The organism is Limimaricola hongkongensis DSM 17492 (assembly GCF_000600975.2).
Lineage (GTDB): Bacteria > Pseudomonadota > Alphaproteobacteria > Rhodobacterales > Rhodobacteraceae > Limimaricola > Limimaricola hongkongensis.
The window spans coordinates 500,785-518,418 of record NZ_KK088650.1 but is presented as its reverse complement, the minus strand read 5'-3'; the positions used below and the strand labels follow the sequence as shown (position 1 = coordinate 518,418).

Sequence of the window (17,634 nt, the reverse complement as noted above, 5' to 3'; positions counted from 1 at the left end):
AGGCCCGGCCCAGACCGCGCCATGAACAAGAGCGGTTCGCCGGGAGGACATCGAAGTTGCGCCATATCGCCGTGTTGACCGGTCTGTCGGTTCTTGCCCTGTCCACCTCCGCGGCATTGGGGCAGGATGTCCGCTTCGAAATCGACGTCGCGAATGATGATCTCGAAAGCGTGCTGGAGAACTCCTCCTTGCTGGTCGCGCTCAAGGACGACGCGGCCCCGACACCGCAGGACTATGTCGCCGCCGCCCGCGCCGATTACCGCCGCCTGCTGACCGGGCTCTACTCCGAAGGCTATTACGGCGGCACCATCTCGATCCTGGTCAACGGGCAGGAGGCGGCAAACCTCGCGCCGCTCGACGCGCCCGCGCGCATCGACGACATCGCGATCCGGGTGAACCAGGGGCCGCGATTCACCTTCGGGCGCACCGAGATCGCGCCGCTGGCCCCCGACACCGAATTGCCCGAAAGCTTCGCCCCCGGCGAAACCGCGCGCGCCGAAGAGGTGCGCGCCGCCGCCCGCGCGGGCGTCGAGGCCTGGCGGGATGTCGGCTTTGCCAAGGCCGACGTCGCCGGGCAGGAGATCGTCGCCGACCACGCCTCCGAACGGCTCGCCGCCGCCGTCACCCTCGCGCCGGGGCCGCGGCTGCGCTTTGGCGCGCTCAGCATCACCGGCAACGAGGACGTGCGAGAAAGCCGCATCCGCGCCATCGCCGATCTGCCGGTGGGCCGGGTCTACGACCCCGAGGCGCTCGATTTCGCCGCCACCCGGCTGCGCCGCACCGGCGCCTTCGATTCGGTCGCCTTCATCGAAAGCGACGAGATCGGCCCGGACGACACGCTGCCCTTCGAGCTGGGCGTGTCCGAAGCCCTGCCCCGCCGGATCGGCTTCGGCGCCGAGATCTCGACCGTCGAGGGGCTCGGGCTGTCGGCCTTCTGGCTGCACCGCAACCTTCTGGGCGGGGCCGAACGGCTGCGCGTCGAGGGCGAGATCTCGGGGATCGAGGGCGAGGTGCCCGGCGTCACCGGGTCGGGCGGCGCCGATTACCGGCTCGGGACGAACTTCAACCGCCCCGCCACCTTGCGCGCCGATGTCGACCTCTTCGCCGAGGCCGAGCTGCGCCACGAGAACGAGATCGACTACCAGCTCGACCAGCTCAGCGCCGAGATCGGCCTGTCGCGCTATGTCAACGAGACGCTGACCTATTCCGCCGCGGTCGGTTTTCTCACCGCGCGCGAGGAAACCGATGCGCGGGTGCGCGACTACACGCTTCTGACGCTGCCGCTCGATGCCACGCTCGACCGGCGCGACGTGTCGCTCGATGCCAAGAACGGCTATTTCATCGATGCCGAGCTGACGCCCTTTCTCGGCGTGACCGGCAGCGACAGCGGCGCCCGGCTCTATGTCGACACCCGCGCCTATCGCAGCTTCGGCGAGACGGAGCGGCTGACGCTGGCCGCGCGCGGCCAGCTCGGCTCCGTGCTCGGATCGAGCATCGCCTCCACCCCCGCCGACTACCTGTTCTACTCGGGCGGCGGCGGCACCGTGCGCGGCCATGACTACCAGTCGCTCGGCGTCACCTATACCCGCGATTTCGGCGACGGCCCGGTCGAGGTCCGCTCCGGCGGCAAGAGCTTTGCCGGGGCGCAGCTCGAGGCCCGGTTCGGCGTCACCGACAAGTTCGGCGCCGTGGGCTTTTACGACATCGGCTATGTCGAGGCCGACGCCCTGCCCGACGGCGAGGGCGATTTCCAGGCCGGGGCCGGGGCGGGCATCCGCTACGCCACGCCGATCGGGCCGGTGCGGCTCGACGTCGCCACCCCCGTCACCGGAGACGGCGCCTATGAGAGCGTCCAGATCTACATCGGAATAGGACAGTCGTTTTGAAACAGCTTTCCCGCGCCGCCGCGATCTCCATTGCCACCGTCGCGCCGACCATGCTGCCCGCGCAGCAGGAGCAGGCCGATCGCGATCGCGGCTTTCTCACCGGGCTGATCGAGGACAACCTGTCGGGCGCGGGCCGCGAGGTGATCATCACCGGGTTCCAGGGCGCGCTGTCCTCCTCGGCCTCGATCGAGGTGATGACCATCGCCGACGAAGAGGGTGTCTGGCTCAGGGCCGAGAACCTCGTGCTCGACTGGAACCGCTCGGCGCTCCTGCGCGGCAGGCTCGATGTCGAGGAGCTGTCGGCCGAGCTGATCGAGCTCAGCCGCCCGCCGATCGCCGGGCCGGGCGAGCCGCCCGCCGCCGAAGCCTCGCCCTTTTCCTTGCCCGAATTGCCGGTTTCGATCCGGCTCGACGAGCTGGCCATCGACCAGCTGATCCTCGGCGAGGCTTTTCTCGACGAGGAGATCACGCTCACCGTGCAGGGCTCCGCGCAGCTCGCGGACGGCGAAGGCGAAGCGCAGCTCACCGCCGAGCGTCTGGGCGAGCGGACCGGCCGTTTCGAGCTGTCGGGCAGCTATTCCAACGACAGCCGCCAGCTCGACCTGACGCTGGCGCTCGACGAGGCCGAGAACGGCATCGCCGCGCGGCTTCTGGACCTGCCGGGCCGGCCTTCGGTCGCGCTCAAGGTCGAAGGCGCGGGGCCGGTCGACGATTTCGACGCCGCGATCTCGCTGGCCACGGACGGCGCGCCGCGCATCAGCGGCGACTTCGCGCTCGACCGTGGCGAAGCCCCCGAAAACGGCCCCGCGCCGCTGCGGTTCTCGCTCGATGTCGATGGCGACGTCACGCCGCTCGTCGCGCCCGATTACGCCGGGTTCTTCGGCCCCGATGTCACGCTCGGCGTGACGGGATCGCGCGGGCCGGACGGCGCGCTGGCGCTGTCGCGGCTGTCGATCTCCGCGCAAGCGCTCGAACTCGACGGTTCGGCCCGGATCGGGGCCGATGGCTGGCCCGAACGCTTCGACCTCTCGGGCCGGGTCGGCGGCGCGGATGGCGGCCCCGTCACCCTGCCCGTCGCGGGCGGCGAGACGCGGATCGGCGGCGCGGAACTTGCGCTGCAATTCGACGCCAGCACCGGCGACCAATGGGTGATCGACCTCACCGCGCGGGATTTCGCCCGCCCCGGCCTGACCATCCCGCAATTCACCGTGCAGGGCGGCGGCGTGATCGTCGGCGCGACCGACGCCGCGCCGAGCCTGTTCACCGCCGATGTGGATTACACCGCGCGCGGGCTGCAATTCGACGATGCCGATCTGGCCGAGGCGCTGGGCCAGCAGATCGCGGGCGAGATCGTGCTCGAGCGCGATGGCGACGGGCCGGTCATGATCGACCGCGTCACGCTCGACGGGCCGGGCATCGCGCTCGACGCCAAGGGCACGGTCGCGGGTGCCGAGAACGGCTTCGAGACGGAGACGACGCTCAGCCTCGAAGCCGAGCGGCTGGAGCGCTTCTCGGGGCTGACCGGTCTCGATCTCGCGGGCGCCGCCGATCTCGACATCGACAGCACGATCCGCCCGCTCGACGGCATCTTCGACGTGACGCTGTCGGGCGGCACGCAGGATCTCGCGCTCGGGATCGAACCGCTCGATCCCTATATCGGCGGCGCAGGCGAGATCGCGCTGCGTGCCGCGCGCGACGAAACCGGCACCCGGATCGACGATCTGCGCATCGCCACGCCCGAAATGACCGCGACCGCGCAGGCCGACATCACCTCGGGCGCAAGCGCCGCCGAATTCGACATCTCGGTCGAGAATGCGGGCTTTGCGCTCGACGGCGTCACCGGGCCGGCCAGCCTCACCGGCACCGCCTCGCGCGATGCGGCTGGCGTCACCACCGCCGACGTGGTCGCGACCCTGCCCAATGGCCGCGCCGTGATCGACGCGACGCAGGCCGCCGAGGAAGATGGCGGACAGGTCACGCTCGACATGACCGCCGATCTGCGCGACGTCGCGCCCTTCTCGACCATCGCGGGCCGCGAGTTGTCGGGTGCCGCGGATTTCTCGGCCAGGGGCACGCTCGCATCCGACGCCTCGACCTTCGACCTGGTGATCGACGCCGCGACCACCGATCTCGTCACCGGCGTGACGCAGGCCGATCCGCTGCTGCGCGGACAGGCGGCGCTGTCGGGCCGGGCGGTGCGGTCGGGCCCCGAAAGCTTCCGCGTCGAGAATTTCGACCTGACCTCGCAGAGCCTGACCGCCACCGGGCGGGCCGAGCTCAACGGCACCACCGCGATCTTCGACATCGACGCCACCGCCGCCGATCTCGGCCCGGTGGGCGAAGCGGTGGACAGGCCGCTTTCCGGTGCGATCGACCTTTCGGCCTCGGGCCGGATGCAGACCGATCTGAGCCAAGCCGACATCACCATCGACGCCACCGCCACCGATCTCGTCACCGGCATCGACCAGGCCGACCCGCTGTTGCGGGGCCGGGTCGCGCTGTCGGGCCGGGCGACCCGTAGCGGTGCCGAAAGCTTCTCGGTCGAGGATCTCGTGCTCGACGGCCCCGCCATCGCGGCGACGGGCCGCGCGGAGGTGATCGAGGGGCTGGCCGAGTTCGACCTCGACCTCGACGCGCGCGACCTGTCCGCGGTGGGCGAGGCGGTGGACCGCCCGCTCGCGGGCGAGGCGCGGCTCTCGGCCAGCGGCTCCGCCGCGCTCGATGCCTCCAGCTTCGACGTGACACTCGACGGGCGCGCCACCGATCTCGCCACCGGCGAGGACGCGGCCGATGCGCTGTTCGGCGGCACGCTGAGCCTGTCGGGCCACGCCGTGCGCAGCGGTCCCGAGGATTTCATGGTCGAGAACCTGCGCGTGACCGCGCAGGGGCTGGACGTCACCGGCGCGGCCATGATCGAGAACGGGTCGGGCGATTTCGACCTCGACCTCGACATCGATGATCTCGCCCCGGTCGGCACGCTGGCGGGCCGTCCGCTCTCCGGCGCGGTCGATCTTTCGACCTCCGGCACCGCGAGCGCCGACCTGTCGCGCTTCGAGGTGACGCTCGACGGCACCGCCACCGACGTCACCACCGGCATCGACCAGCTCGACCCGCTGCTCGTGGGCGAGACGGTGCTCGATGCCCGAACGATCCGCTCCGGCCCGCAGGATTTCGCCCTGCCCCGCTTCGAGCTGTCGAACCCGCAGATCCGCGCCAGCGGCAACGCCACTGTCACGGACGGCCTGCCCACCGGCGATTTCGACATCCGCCTGGCCGAGATCGCGCCCTTCGCGCCGGGCCTGTCGGGCCCCGCCACCGTCGCGGCCACGGCCTCCGGCGACGCGCAGGGCGGCATCGATTTCGAGGTGACCGGCACCGCGCAGGGCACCGACATCGCCGCCACCGGGCGGGTCGCGCCCGAGGCCCGGGGCCGCGAGATCACCGCGCGGCTCGGCGCCGACATAGCCTCTCTCGCGCCGTTCTCGCAGCTCGCGGGCCGCCCGCTTGGCGGCAGCGTCGATCTCGACGCGGCGGGCACGCTGATGCCGGACCTGTCGGCCTTCGACGTGACCGTCGATGGCCGGGCCTCCGATCTCGACATCGGCGTCGAGGCGGCGTCGCGGCTTCTCGACGGCAGCGGCACGATCGACGCACGGCTCAGCCGCGACGCGCCGGGCGAGATCGCGGTGCGCGATCTCGACATTCGCTTTCCCGCCTTTTCGGTGCAGGCCGACGCCACCGGCACCGGCAGCGACCAGAGCGCCAGCTTCACGGCGCGGCTGAACGATATCGGGATCTTCACGCCCGACTTCACCGGCCCGGTCACCGCCACCGGCACCGCCGCGCGCAACGCCGCGGGCGATCTCGATCTCGATGTCACGGCCACCGGTCCGGGCGGCACCAGCGCCGATGTCGCAGGGCGCTACCTGTCGAACGGCACGCTTGATCTCGGCGTCACCGGGCAGGCGCAGCTCGGGCTGGTCAACGACCTGATCGCGCCGCGCCGTCTCGACGGCACCGCCCGCTTCGACCTGCGCCTCGACGGCCCGCCCGCGCTCTCCTCGCTCACCGGCACGATCTCCACCGCCGACGCCCAGCTGGCGGTGCCGACCGTGGGGCTGACGGTGCAGGACATCGACACCACCATCGCCCTGTCGGGCAACCGCGCCGATCTCGCGCTTTCTGCGGCGCTCGAAAAAGGCGGGCGGCTTTCGGTCTCCGGCCCGGTCGCGCTCACCGGCGGGTTCGACGCCGATCTCGTCATCGCGCTCGACGATCTCGAACTGCGCGACCCCGAGCTTTACGAGACCACCGCCGACGGGCGGCTCAGCGTCACGGGTCCGCTTGCGGGCGGCGCGCTGATCGCGGGGCTGGTCGAGCTTGGCCCGACCGAGATCCAGGTGCCCTCCTCGGGCATCGGCGCGCTGGGTGACCTGCCACAGGTGCGCCATGTCAACGCCCCGCAGGCGGTGCAGCGCACGCTGGCGCGCGCCGGGCTCACCATCGCGGGCGTCGATATCGGCGCGGCGGCGGCCGAGACGCAGGGCCCCTCGGGTCCGGGCTACGGGCTCGACGTGACGATCCGCGCGCCGTCGCGCATCTTCATCCGCGGGCGCGGGCTCGACGCCGAGCTGGGCGGCGAGCTGGAGATCGGCGGCAGCACCAACCAGGTGATCCCGGTGGGCGAGTTCGAGCTGATCCGGGGCCGTCTCGACATCCTGCAGCAGCGCTTCGAGCTGGATGAGGGCGGCGCCTTTCTTCAGGGCGATTTCAGCCCCTTCATCCGGCTGGTGGCCACCACGGAAACCGCGACCGGCACCCGGGTGCGGATCATCATCGAAGGTCCGGCCAGCGCGCCCGAGGTGCGGTTCGAATCGACCCCGGACCTGCCGCAGGACGAGGTGCTGTCGCAGCTGATCTTCGGGCGCGACCTGTCCTCGATCTCGCCGCTGCAGGCGGTGCAGCTCGCCGCGGCGGTGGGCACGCTCGCGGGGCGCGGCGGCGGCGGTCTGATCGACGATTTCCGCGCGGGCACCGGGCTCGACGATCTCGACATCACCACCGACGACGAAGGCAATGCCGCCCTGCGCGCGGGCAAGTACCTGTCGGAGAACATCTATACCGACGTCACCGTCGGCACCGACCAGACATCCATCAACCTCAACCTCGACGTGACCGACGACATCAAGGCCCAGGGCCGGGTGTCGAGCGATGGCGAAACCTCGCTCGGCGTGTTCTTCGAGCGCGATTACTAGAACGCGGCACCGGGTCGCGCTCAGATCGGGGCCGGCGCCGCAAGCCGGTCCTCGACCAGCGCCGCGAGCCGGTCGAGCGCCGGCCCCGCCGCGCCGCTGCTGCGCGCCGCCGCCAGCGCCTCGGCCGCCGCGCCGAGCCGCGCGTCACCGGCGCTGCGCGCCACGCCGCCCAGAAACTGCGCCACATAGGCCACGTCGCATTCGGCGGGCCAGCCGCCCCGGATCAGCTGCGCGGCGAGCGTGAGATCGTCGCGCAGCGCCACCGGGTCGGGCACCACCACCTCCTCGGAGAGCGGGCGCGGTCCGCCGGGGCGGCGCTCGGCCGGCATATGCGCGAGCAATGCCTGCTGGAACTCCACCAGACGGGCGATCGGCTTGGCCAGAAACCCGTCGGCCCCCGCCGCCAGCGCGGGGCCCTCCCCCTCCGGCTCGCCGGAAATGGCGAGCAGCATGTCGATGCGCGGCGTGGCCTGCGCCAGCTCCACGATCAGCTCGATTCCCGAGCCGTCGGGCAGGCCGAGATCGACGATCACCGCGTCGGGGCGATAGACCCGCAGGTGGCGCCGGGCGTTGTGCAGGCTGTCGGCGCGGCGGATGCGCGCGCCCGAACGCAGGCATAACAGGCGCATCGCCTCGCAGGCAAAGCGGCTGTCCTCGACCAGCAGCACGGTCAATCCGAGAAGCGGACGGTCGGCGCTCGGAGCGCGAAGACCGGGAAAGGTCATGTTGACGGGCATGGCAGCCTTCCTTTCGAATGCGCGGGCCGGACCGGCCCTGCGCGACCCAGCTTGGCCCGACATGGTGAATCCCGTCTTAAGCCGCGACGATCCGCGCGGTTGCGCCGCCCGGCCCGAGCCGCCATATCCCCGCCATGCAAGCAGGAGCCCCCGGATGATCGGACGTCTCAACCATGTCGCCATCGTCGTGCCCGACCTCGACGCCGCCGCCGCGCGCTATTCCGGCCCGCTCGGCGCCACGGTCAGCGCGCCGCAGGCGCTGCCCGATCACGGCGTCCGGGTCGTCTTCGTGGAGCTGCCCAACACCAAGATCGAGCTGATGGAGCCGCTGGACGACGGCTCGCCCGTCGCGGGGTTTCTCGCGAAATCGCCCTCTGGCGGGATGCACCACGTCTGCTACGAGGTGGACGACATCGCCGCCGCGCGCGACCGTCTCGTGGCATCGGGCGCGCGGGTGCTGGGCGATGGCACGCCGAAAACCGGCGCGCATGGCAAACCGGTGCTGTTCCTGCACCCCAAGGATTTCGACGGCTGCCTGATCGAGATCGAACAGGTCTGAGGAGACGCCCATGACCATCACCGCCGCCTTCGTGCTCTTTGCCGTGACATGGTTCATGGTGTTCTTCGTCGTGCTGCCGCTCCGGCTCGTCACCCAGGGCGACGCGGGCGAAACCGTGCCCGGCACCCATGCCTCGGCGCCCGCCGATTTCCGCATCGGCCGCAAGGCCCGGCTCACCACGCTCTGGGCGGTGCCGATCTGGGCCGCGCTGTCGGCCTTCATCCTGTGGGGCGGGGTCACGGTGCGCGACATCGACGTGTTCGACCGCATGGCCCCCGCCAACGGCCCGCTGGTCAGCGAGTAGCGGCCCGCCGCCGCGCCAGCCGGTGATACAGGTGGGTGAAGGTCGCCGCCCCCAGCACCGGCACCAGCAGGTTCACCACCGGCACCGTCAGCGGCACCGCCATCAGGCAGCCCGCGCCCCAGATCCTGAGCGGATGCCGCTTGCGCATCATGCGCGCGCCGGTCCGGCCCTCGCGGCGCATCGCCGCGACCTGGAAATACTCGCGCCCCAGCAGCCAGCCATTCACCCCGTAGAACAAGAACGGCGCGGCGGGCGGAAAGGCGAGGCTCGCGGCGAAAGCCGCGACGTTCACGAGCACCAGAACCGCGAGGAACGCCACCGTGTCGCGGACCTGATCCGCGAGCGGCACGGCACGCGCGGGCGGCAGGCCGGGGTAATGCTTCGCCTCGACCGCGTCGGCCACCTCCTCGAGGAAGAAGCCGCTCATCATCGAGGCCACCGGCAGCATCAGGAACACCGACAGCGCGAGCATCAGCAAGAGCGAGCCCCAGCCCAGCGCGTCGTCGACCCACGCCACTTCGCCGATCAGCGGCAGCGTCACGCTGTCGGGCGCGAACAGCCCGACCAGCCCCAGTAGCCCTGCGTAAAGCGCCACCAGAAGCCCCGCCGACAAGGCGATGCCAAGCCAGAGCACCCGGCGGAACCGCGGGTCGACCATCTGCGCCAGCGCGCGGGCGAAATCGGTGAGGATCATGCCTCGCGCCATTCGGTCAGCGCCTCGACATCCGGGCGCGGGCGTTCCGGCGCGGGCACGGTCTCGGTACCGATATGGATCAGCCCGGCGATGCTTTCGCCCTCGCCCAGCCCCAGCCCCTCGCGGCAGAACACCGCGTCATGGCTGGCCCAGCCCGACAGCCAGTTCGCGCCCCAGCCCGCCGCCAGCGCCGCGTTCAGAAGCGACAGGCAGACGCAGGCGGCGGAGTGGAGCTGCTCGACCTGCGGCACCTTCTCGGACGGCTTGGGCGCCGAGACCACCGCCACCACGAGATCGGCGTCGCGGTATTGCGCCACGGCCTTGTCGCGCTTGGACGGATCGATGCCCAGCGCCTCGGCGCGCGCGGGGATGAGCGCGGCGAGCCGCTCCAGCGCCGGCTTTTCGAGCACGATGAGCCGCCACGGCTCCAGCTTGCCGTGATCGGGCACCCGCAGCGCGGCGGTGAGCAGCGGGCGCAGCGCCGCGCGGTCGGGGGCGGGCGCGGTCAGGGTCTTGGCGGGGCGGGACCGGCGCGTCGACAGGAAGTCGAGCGCCTGCGGGTTGGGATCGGGCATGTCGTCTCCGGGCGGTGCGTGTCGCGCCCTTCCTGCCGCAGATCGCGCGCGGGGAAAAGGCGGCGCTCAGAGCCCCAGCGGCAGGATCATCGCCGCCGCCGCGATCGACAGGCCCAGAGGATAACGCCCGCGCGCCCGCAGGCTGACCCATGACGATTCAGGACCACCCGCCATCCGGCGCACCCCGGACAACAGCAGCACCCCGGTCAGCATGGTGATCGACAACAGCACCCCGAAGGCGGGCAGCGCCTCGGGCGGGACAAGCGGCACCAGCACCGCCAGCATCTTCACGTCGCCGCCGCCCATCGCGCCGAGGGCAAAGAGACCAAGCCCGATCACGAAGACCGCCCCGCCCGCGATCAGCCGGGGCACGAGATCGGGCAGAAGACCGAAGGCGGCGCAGCCGAGACCGAGCAGCGCCACCGCCCCCACCAGCCGGTTGGGAATGCGCATGTGGCGCAGATCGGTCCAGATCATCACCGCCATGAGCGGCGCGGCGAGGATCAGCGGCAGGCCGGGCATGGCGGCGGGGATGGTGTCGGGCATCGGGCTGGTCTCCGGCATCGGGCGCGCCCGTCGCGCGGGCACGGGGCCACCCTGCCCGCCCCGCGCGCAGATTCGGGGGCGAGAGCGGGGCGCGATGATGGCATCGCGCCCCGCCCCGTCCTTCAGGCGTCGGTCTCGGAGGAGCGGGCCCAGAGGTTGATCTGCTCCTCGTCGGCGTAATCGTCGATCAGCTTCAGCTCGTCGGCGGTGAAGTCGAGATTGCCGACCGCGCCGGCGCAGTCGATCACCTGGCTCGGCTTCGAGGCGCCGATCAGCGCCGAGGTGATGCCGCCATTCCGCAGCACCCATGCGATCGCCATCTGCGCCAGCGTCTGGCCCCGGCTTTCGGCGATTTCATTGAGCTTGCGGATGTTGCCGATCGCCTTCTCGCTCAGCATGGAGGGAAAGAGCGACTTGTCCTGCGCGGCGCGGCTGTCCTCGGGGATGCCGCCGAGATACTTCTTCGTCAGCATGCCCTGCGCCAGTGGCGTGAAGGCGATGGAGCCGATGCCGAGATCGTCGAGCGTGTCCTTCAGCCCGTCGCGCTCGACCCAGCGGTTGAGCATGTTGTAGCTCGGCTGGTGGATCACGCAGGGCGTGCCGAGCTCCTTGAGAATCGCCGCCGCCGCGCGGGTGCGATCCGAGTTGTAGGAGGAAATGCCGACATAGAGCGCGCGGCCCGAGCGCACGATGTGATCGAGCGCGCCCATCGTTTCCTCGAGCGGGGTCTCGGGGTCGAAGCGGTGGGAGTAGAAGATGTCGACATAGTCGAGCCCCATCCGCTTGAGCGACTGGTCGCAGGACGCGATCAGATGCTTGCGGCTGCCCCATTCGCCATGCGGTCCCGGCCACATGTCGTAGCCCGCCTTGGACGAAATCAGCAGCTCGTCGCGATAGCCTGCGAAATCGGTTTTCAGGATCTCGCCGAAGGCGGTCTCGGCGGCGCCCGGCTCGGGGCCGTAATTGTTGGCCAGATCGAAATGCGTGATGCCGTGATCGAAGGCGGCGCGGCAGATGTCGCGCTTGGTCTGGTGCGGCGTGTCATCGCCGAAATTGTGCCACATCCCGAGGCTGATGGCGGGCAGCTTGAGCCCGGATGCGCCGCAGCGGCGATAGGCCATCCGCGTGTAGCGGTCTGGGTGGGGGACGTAGCTCATCTGTCGGATCTCCTTGGGGCCGCGGCCGTTTCCGGGCCCGGCATCGCGGCGAACCCTAGGCCGGGGCTTCGCGCGCTGTCAAACCGGCCTCAGGCGTGCCGCGCGGCGGGTTTGCCGGTTCGGTCCTTGGGGTCGCCTTCCCGGTCCTCAGCCTTCACCGCCGGGTCGCCGGACAGGAAACCGCCAAAGGCCTTGAGCGAGGGAACGTGGTCGCAGACCGCCTTGACCACCACGAGAAACGGCACCGCCAGCACCGCACCCGGCACGCCCCACAGCCAGATCCAGAAGGCCACCGTGACGAAGACCGACACGATGTTCAGCTCCAGCCTGCGCCCGACCAGCATCGGCGTGACGAAATTGCCCTCGATGGTGGTGAGGGTGAAGTAGGACAGCGGCACCAAAAGCGCGTAAGGCACGCTGTCGAAGCTCACCAGCGCAAAGGCCCCGGCGGCGACGGTGCCGATGATCGCGCCGATGAAGGGCATGAAGTTCAACAAAAAGGCCAGCGTGCCCCAGACATGCGGCATCGGCAGGCCGATGATCCACAGCGCGATCCCGATCGCCACGCCCAGCCCGGCATTGATCACCGTGATCGCGCCGAGATAGCGCGAGATCTGCCGCTCCACGTCGCGCACGATGGTCAGGGCGCGCTTCTTGTCATGCAGCTTGGGCGAGGCCTCGACGATGCGGCGGTGGTAGAAATCGCCCGATGCCAGCAGGAACAGCGTCAGGATCATCGCCGCCACCAGCGTCGAGCCGATCGAGGCGGCGCTGCCCACCGCCGAGGGGATCGGTCCCGACTGGTCGACCACCACCTCCATCTTCTCGCCGGTCGCCCCGGCGGCGTCGGCCATCTCCGTCACCTGTTCGCCGACCTCGCGGATCGAGGCCAGCCGGTCCATCAGCCCCGCCAGCTTTCGCTGTACCTCCGTGCCGATCTGCGGCGCCCGCGCCGCCATCTCGCCGATCGGTCCCGACAGGAAATAGCCCGCCACCGCGAATCCCAGCCCGATCGCCAGCATCAGCAGCACCGCGCTGACCCCCGGCGGAATGCCGATCCGCTGCAATCCGCGCACCACCGGACGCAGCGTCAGCGTCAGCAGCACCGCCAGAACGATGGGCAACAGCACGTCGCGCGCGAAATAGGTGGCGGTAAAGGCCGCGAGCAGGAACGAGCACAGCATCAGCCGCCGGATCTTGCGCAGCTCCGACAGGCGCTGCTCGGTCAGATCGTGCTGCCAGTCATCCGGCGCGTCTCCGTCACCGGCCCCGTTTCCGGCCTCTTGGCCGGGCCTGTCACCGGACCTGTCACCGGACCTGTCCCTGGGGGGCACCGGCGCGCCGCCCGTCTCGCTGATTGCCACCGCAGCTCCCCCATGCGCAATGCCGCCCAACGTCGTCGCGCAGGCGCCGGTTCCGCGCGCGCCCGATTGCTACGCCGCGCCTGCGCGCGTATGAGGAGGGCCGATCGCAGACAGGAGTTCCCCGATGGCCAGCTACCAGTACGTCTATCACATGGATGGCGTCTCCAAGACCTATCCCGGCGGCAAGAAGACCTTCGAGAACATCCGGCTGAACTTCCTGCCCGGGGTGAAGATCGGCGTGGTCGGGGTCAACGGCGCCGGTAAATCCACCCTGCTCAAGATCATGGCCGGGCTCGACAAGGATTTCCAGGGCGAGGCCTGGGCCGCCGAGGGCGCCCGCGTCGGCTACCTGCCCCAGGAGCCCAAGCTCGACGAGACCAAGACCGTCCGCGAGAACGTCATGGAAGGCGTCGCCGCCAAGAAGGCCGTGCTCGAGCGTTACAACGAGCTGGCCATGAACTACTCGGACGAGACCGCCGAGGAGATGGCCCAGCTTCAGGACGACATCGACGCCCAGAACCTGTGGGATCTCGACGCGCAGATCGACGTCGCGATGGAGGCGCTGCGCTGCCCGCCGGACGACGCCGACGTCACCACCCTGTCGGGCGGCGAGGCGCGCCGCGTGGCGCTGTGCAAGCTGCTGCTCGAAGCCCCCGACATGCTGCTCCTCGACGAGCCGACCAACCATCTCGACGCCGAGACGATCGCGTGGCTGCAAAACCACCTGATCGAGTACAAGGGCACGATTCTCGTCGTGACCCACGACCGCTATTTCCTCGACGACATCACCGGCTGGATCCTCGAGCTCGATCGTGGCCGCGGCATTCCCTACGAGGGCAACTATTCGAGCTGGCTGGAGCAGAAGGCCAAGCGGCTCGAGCAGGAGGCCCGCGAGGACAAGTCCAAGCAGAACACGCTGCAGCGCGAGCTGGAATGGATGCGGCAGGGCCAGAAGGCGCGCCAGGCCAAGTCCAAGGCCCGGATCGCGGCCTATGAGGAGCTGGCGAGCCAGTCCGAGCGCGAGCGCGTCGGCAAGGCGCAGATCGTCATCCCGAACGGCCCGCGTCTCGGCGGCAAGGTGATCGAGGTCGAGGGCCTGAAGAAGGCGATGGGCGACAAGCTCTTGATCGAGGATCTGGAATTCTCGCTGCCGCCGGGCGGCATCGTCGGCGTGATCGGTCCGAACGGCGCCGGCAAGTCGACCCTGTTCAAGATGCTCACCGGTCAGGAACAGCCCGACGAGGGGCGAATCGAGTTCGGCGACACCGTGAAGCTGTCCTATGTCGACCAGAGCCGCGACGATCTCGACCCGGGCGCCACCGTCTGGGAAGCGATCTCGGGCGGCGCCGAGGTGATCGAGCTGGGCGACGCCTCGATGAACTCGCGCGCCTATTGCGGCGCGTTCAACTTCAAGGGCGGCGACCAGCAGAAGAAGGTCAGCCTGCTGTCGGGCGGTGAGCGCAACCGCGTCCACATGGCGCGGCTTCTGAAGGATGGCGGCAACGTGCTGCTGCTCGACGAGCCGACCAACGATCTCGACGTCGAAACCCTGCGCGCGCTCGAAGACGCGCTGGTCGATTTCGCGGGCTGCGCGGTGGTGATCTCCCACGACCGCTTCTTCCTCGACCGGATCTGCACCCACATCCTCGCCTTCGAGGGCGAGGCGCATGTCGAGTGGTTCCAGGGCAACTTCGAGGATTACGAAGAGGACAAGAAGCGCCGCCTCGGCCCCGACGCTGTGGAACCCAAGCGGGTCAAGTTCAAGAAGTTCACGCGCTGACATGGCGGCGGGCGGGGCCATGGCTCCGCCCGTCCCGCATGAGGGGGCGCCCGAACCGGGCCGCCTCTTCGGCCTGCGCATGAGCGCCATGCCCGAACGCGATGATTTGAGCTATAATGCCCGCGGCAGGTCATATTCCTGCCTGATTGCCCTGCAACCTATACAGGATAGCACAGGAGACGCAGGAATGGGCACGATCTTCATCCTCGCCGGAAGCATGCTCGGCTTCATCGCCGCGGTGTTCCTCGTCGGGTTCGGCAATCTTCCGCTTCTTGCGGGGCTGGCCATCTGGATCGCCTCGGGTCCGGTGGCGGCGTTGATGTTCACCGCCATCATCATGCCGCTGAGCCGCGCGGTGCGCCATGCGGGGCCGATCCGGCATCTCGCCTGACCATCCGGCGCGGCGTCCCTCCGCGCGCTGAAAGACCGCCGGGGCCGCCACGGCCCCTTCGACCGCAGAGGCCGCCACCGCCCCTTCGCGTCAATCGATATCCCATCTTTCATCGTCGTAGCAGGCGCCGAACGCCGTCCACGCGACACGGATCCGGGCGATTCGGCTGTCGCTCCACGTATGCGTGCGCAGCACGAAGCCGGTGCGCGCGATCTCCTCGGCCCGCACGTCGAGCCGCATCGACGCCGCGTTCGAGACATCCCACATCGTCACGCCGAGCTGCACCAGCGGCGGCTGCGAAAACGCCAGGTTGAAATCGACGCGCCGGCGCAGCTCGCGCGCGCCCGCGCCGGTCCACATCGAGCCGCCGGTCTCGAAATCGTCGAACGGAATCAGCTCGCCCTGATCGATCCCGAAGCCGCCCTGCATGTAGCGCGCCATGTGATTTGCCTCCCCCCATACGAAAAGACCCCGCCGGGGCGGGGTCTTCGTCGTTCGATGCGCGGTTTGATCAGAAGTTCGGCTGCTTCGGGTCGAGCCCGATATGCGTGCCGATCGCGACCATGTCCGCCAGAAGCTTGGCGGTGTCGTCCACCGGGCCCGGCTCGTTCTCGAACTTCGCCTTCGCGTCGCGATGCGCGGCGGCGAATTCCTCGACCATGCCCTCATAGACCTCCTGCGTGACCTCGCCGCGCGGCAGCGCGCGCTCGGCCAGAACGGAGACGTTGTCGGGGCCGATCTCGGCGAAACCGCCGGAGATCACGTAGTCGTCGGTCCCGCCCTGATGCACGACCTGCAAGAGGCCGGGACGCAGGGTGGTGATGGTGGGCGTGTGGCCCGCCATCGCCGTCAGGTCACCATCGGTGCCCGGAATGCGCACCTCGGTCGCCGAAACGGAAGCAAGCTTCCGTTCCGGGCTGACCAGGTCGAATTGCAGCGTGTCGGCCATGAAGCCCTCCTATCAGGCCGCGGCGGCGGCCATTTTCTCGGCCTTGGCCTTCACCTCGTCGATGCCGCCGACCATGTAGAAGGCCGATTCCGGCAGGTGGTCGTACTCGCCCGCGACGACCGCCTTGAACGAGGCGATGGTCACGTCGAGCGGCACCTGCACGCCGTCCGAACCGGTGAAGACCTTCGCCACGTCGAAGGGCTGCGACAGGAAACGCTGGATCTTCCGGGCGCGGGCCACGGTCAGCTTGTCCTCTTCGCTAAGCTCGTCCATGCCGAGAATCGCGATGATGTCCTGAAGCGACTTGTAGCGCTGCAGGATGCCCTGCACGTCGCGCGCCACCTGGTAGTGCTCTTCGCCCACGACCGCGGGGTCCATCAGGCGCGAGGTCGAGTCGAGCGGGTCCACGGCCGGGTAGATGCCGAGCTCGGAGATCGCGCGGTTGAGCACGGTGGTGGCGTCGAGGTGGGCGAACGAGGTCGCCGGCGCCGGGTCGGTGAGGTCGTCGGCCGGAACGTAGATCGCCTGCACCGAGGTGATCGAGCCGTTCTTGGTCGAGGTGATCCGCTCCTGCAGCGCGCCCATGTCGGTCGCCAGCGTCGGCTGGTAGCCCACGGCCGAAGGAATGCGGCCCAGAAGCGCCGACACCTCGGAGCCCGCCTGGGTGAAGCGGAAGATGTTGTCGACGAAGAACAGCACGTCGGTGCCGGACTGGTCGCGGAACTGCTCGGCCAGCGTCAGTCCAGTCAGCGCGACGCGGGCACGCGCACCCGGCGGCTCGTTCATCTGGCCATAGACCAGAGCCACTTGGCTCTCACCCAGCGCGTCGGGCTTGATGACGTTGGATTCGATCATCTCGTGGTAGAGGTCGTTGCCCTCACGGGTCCGCTCGCCCACGCCGGCGAACACGGAGTAGCCCGAGTGCACCTTGGCGATGTTGTTGATCAGCTCCATGATGAGCACGGTCTTGCCCACCCCGGCGCCGCCGAACAGGCCGATCTTGCCGCCCTTGGCATAGGGGGCCAGCAGGTCGATGACCTTGATGCCGGTGACGAGGATCTCGGACGAGGTCGACTGCTCGGCGAAGGTCGGGGCCTCGGCGTGGATCGGACGGGTCTCGGTGGTCTCGACCGGGCCCTTTTCGTCGATCGGCTCGCCGATGACGTTGAGGATGCGGCCCAGCGTCGCGTTGCCGACCGGCACCGAGATCGGCTTGCCGCTGTCGGTCACGGGGGCGCCGCGCACGAGACCCTCGGTCGCGTCCATCGCGATGGTGCGCACGGTGTTCTCGCCAAGGTGCTGGGCCACTTCGAGAACCAGCGTCTTGCCGTTGTTTTCGGTGGTCAGCGCGTTGAGGATCTCCGGCAGGTGATCCCCGAACTGCACGTCCACGACGGCGCCGATCACCTGGGTGACCTTGCCTGTTGCGTTAGCCAT

General features: G+C 69.7%; 15 protein-coding genes. 6 read left to right on the top strand and 9 right to left on the bottom strand.

Annotation, left to right across the window (positions count from 1 at the left end; all coding sequences use genetic code 11):
* The first annotated feature begins 56 nt into the window (after window positions 1-56).
* Both LOKHON_RS07120 and LOKHON_RS07115 read left to right on the top strand, forming a co-directional pair.
* Window positions 57-1,886, top strand: coding sequence for an autotransporter assembly complex protein TamA (locus LOKHON_RS07120; protein ID WP_017928927.1), 1,830 nt, complete (start codon window positions 57-59; stop codon window positions 1,884-1,886).
* Window positions 1,883-7,141 carry a translocation/assembly module TamB domain-containing protein gene (locus LOKHON_RS07115; protein ID WP_017928926.1) on the top strand — a complete coding sequence of 1,753 codons (5,259 nt, stop codon included), beginning with the start codon at window positions 1,883-1,885 and terminating at the stop codon, window positions 7,139-7,141. Before LOKHON_RS07120 ends, LOKHON_RS07115 begins: the two co-directional genes overlap by 4 nt.
* Before the next feature lie 20 nt (window positions 7,142-7,161).
* On the opposite strand, the gene LOKHON_RS07110 is transcribed toward LOKHON_RS07115, so the two are convergent.
* The gene (locus LOKHON_RS07110) at window positions 7,162-7,878 is read right to left on the bottom strand and encodes a response regulator (protein WP_017928925.1); all 717 of its coding nucleotides are present in this window, start codon (window positions 7,876-7,878) and stop codon (window positions 7,162-7,164) included.
* A 154-nt stretch (window positions 7,879-8,032) separates the two neighbouring features.
* On the opposite strand from LOKHON_RS07110, the gene mce reads away from it, so the two are divergent.
* Window positions 8,033-8,437, top strand: coding sequence for a methylmalonyl-CoA epimerase (mce, locus tag LOKHON_RS07105; protein WP_017928924.1), 405 nt, complete (start codon window positions 8,033-8,035; stop codon window positions 8,435-8,437).
* 10 nt (window positions 8,438-8,447) lie between these two features.
* A complete protein-coding gene (locus tag LOKHON_RS07100; protein WP_017928923.1) occupies window positions 8,448-8,741 on the top strand; it encodes a DUF1467 family protein in 294 nt (97 codons plus the stop codon).
* Here the strand turns inward: LOKHON_RS07100 and LOKHON_RS07095 are convergent.
* The 5 genes from LOKHON_RS07095 to LOKHON_RS07075 form a co-directional block, all read right to left on the bottom strand.
* Window positions 8,731-9,435, bottom strand: coding sequence for an EI24 domain-containing protein (locus LOKHON_RS07095; protein ID WP_017928922.1), 705 nt, complete (start codon window positions 9,433-9,435; stop codon window positions 8,731-8,733). The two genes, LOKHON_RS07100 and LOKHON_RS07095, sit on opposite strands and share 11 nt — an antisense overlap.
* On the bottom strand, window positions 9,432-10,010 hold the full coding sequence (locus LOKHON_RS07090) for a nitroreductase family protein (RefSeq protein WP_017928921.1): 579 nt from the start codon (window positions 10,008-10,010) through the stop codon (window positions 9,432-9,434). The genes LOKHON_RS07095 and LOKHON_RS07090 overlap by 4 nt, the downstream gene beginning before the upstream one ends.
* A 66-nt stretch (window positions 10,011-10,076) precedes the next feature.
* Window positions 10,077-10,574: an A24 family peptidase gene (locus LOKHON_RS07085; protein ID WP_017928920.1), complete on the bottom strand. Its 498-nt coding sequence runs from the start codon at window positions 10,572-10,574 to the stop codon at window positions 10,077-10,079.
* A gap of 104 nt (window positions 10,575-10,678) precedes the next feature.
* The gene (mgrA, locus tag LOKHON_RS07080; protein ID WP_017928919.1) at window positions 10,679-11,713 is read right to left on the bottom strand and encodes an L-glyceraldehyde 3-phosphate reductase; all 1,035 of its coding nucleotides are present in this window, start codon (window positions 11,711-11,713) and stop codon (window positions 10,679-10,681) included.
* An 89-nt stretch (window positions 11,714-11,802) separates the two neighbouring features.
* On the bottom strand, window positions 11,803-13,077 hold the full coding sequence (locus tag LOKHON_RS07075) for an AI-2E family transporter (RefSeq protein WP_245631439.1): 1,275 nt from the start codon (window positions 13,075-13,077) through the stop codon (window positions 11,803-11,805).
* Between the two features lie 124 nt (window positions 13,078-13,201).
* Here LOKHON_RS07075 and ettA point away from each other — a divergent pair, with 124 nt between their 5' ends.
* Entirely contained in the window at window positions 13,202-14,857 is a 1,656-nt protein-coding gene (gene ettA / locus LOKHON_RS07070; protein WP_017928917.1) for an energy-dependent translational throttle protein EttA, read from the top strand.
* 187 nt (window positions 14,858-15,044) lie between these two features.
* Complete coding sequence (locus tag LOKHON_RS07065; protein WP_017928916.1) at window positions 15,045-15,248, top strand: hypothetical protein; 204 nt, start codon at window positions 15,045-15,047, stop codon at window positions 15,246-15,248.
* A gap of 90 nt (window positions 15,249-15,338) precedes the next feature.
* Here LOKHON_RS07065 and LOKHON_RS07060 read toward each other — a convergent pair whose 3' ends face one another.
* The 3 genes from LOKHON_RS07060 to atpD all read right to left on the bottom strand — a co-directional run bounded on the left by LOKHON_RS07060 (window position 15,339) and on the right by atpD (window position 17,634).
* Complete coding sequence (locus tag LOKHON_RS07060; protein ID WP_017928915.1) at window positions 15,339-15,689, bottom strand: H-type lectin domain-containing protein; 351 nt, start codon at window positions 15,687-15,689, stop codon at window positions 15,339-15,341.
* Window positions 15,690-15,759: 70 nt separating this feature from the next.
* Window positions 15,760-16,197: a F0F1 ATP synthase subunit epsilon gene (locus tag LOKHON_RS07055; protein ID WP_017928914.1), complete on the bottom strand. Its 438-nt coding sequence runs from the start codon at window positions 16,195-16,197 to the stop codon at window positions 15,760-15,762.
* Window positions 16,198-16,209: 12 nt separating this feature from the next.
* On the bottom strand, window positions 16,210-17,634 hold the full coding sequence (gene atpD, locus LOKHON_RS07050; protein ID WP_017928913.1) for a F0F1 ATP synthase subunit beta: 1,425 nt from the start codon (window positions 17,632-17,634) through the stop codon (window positions 16,210-16,212).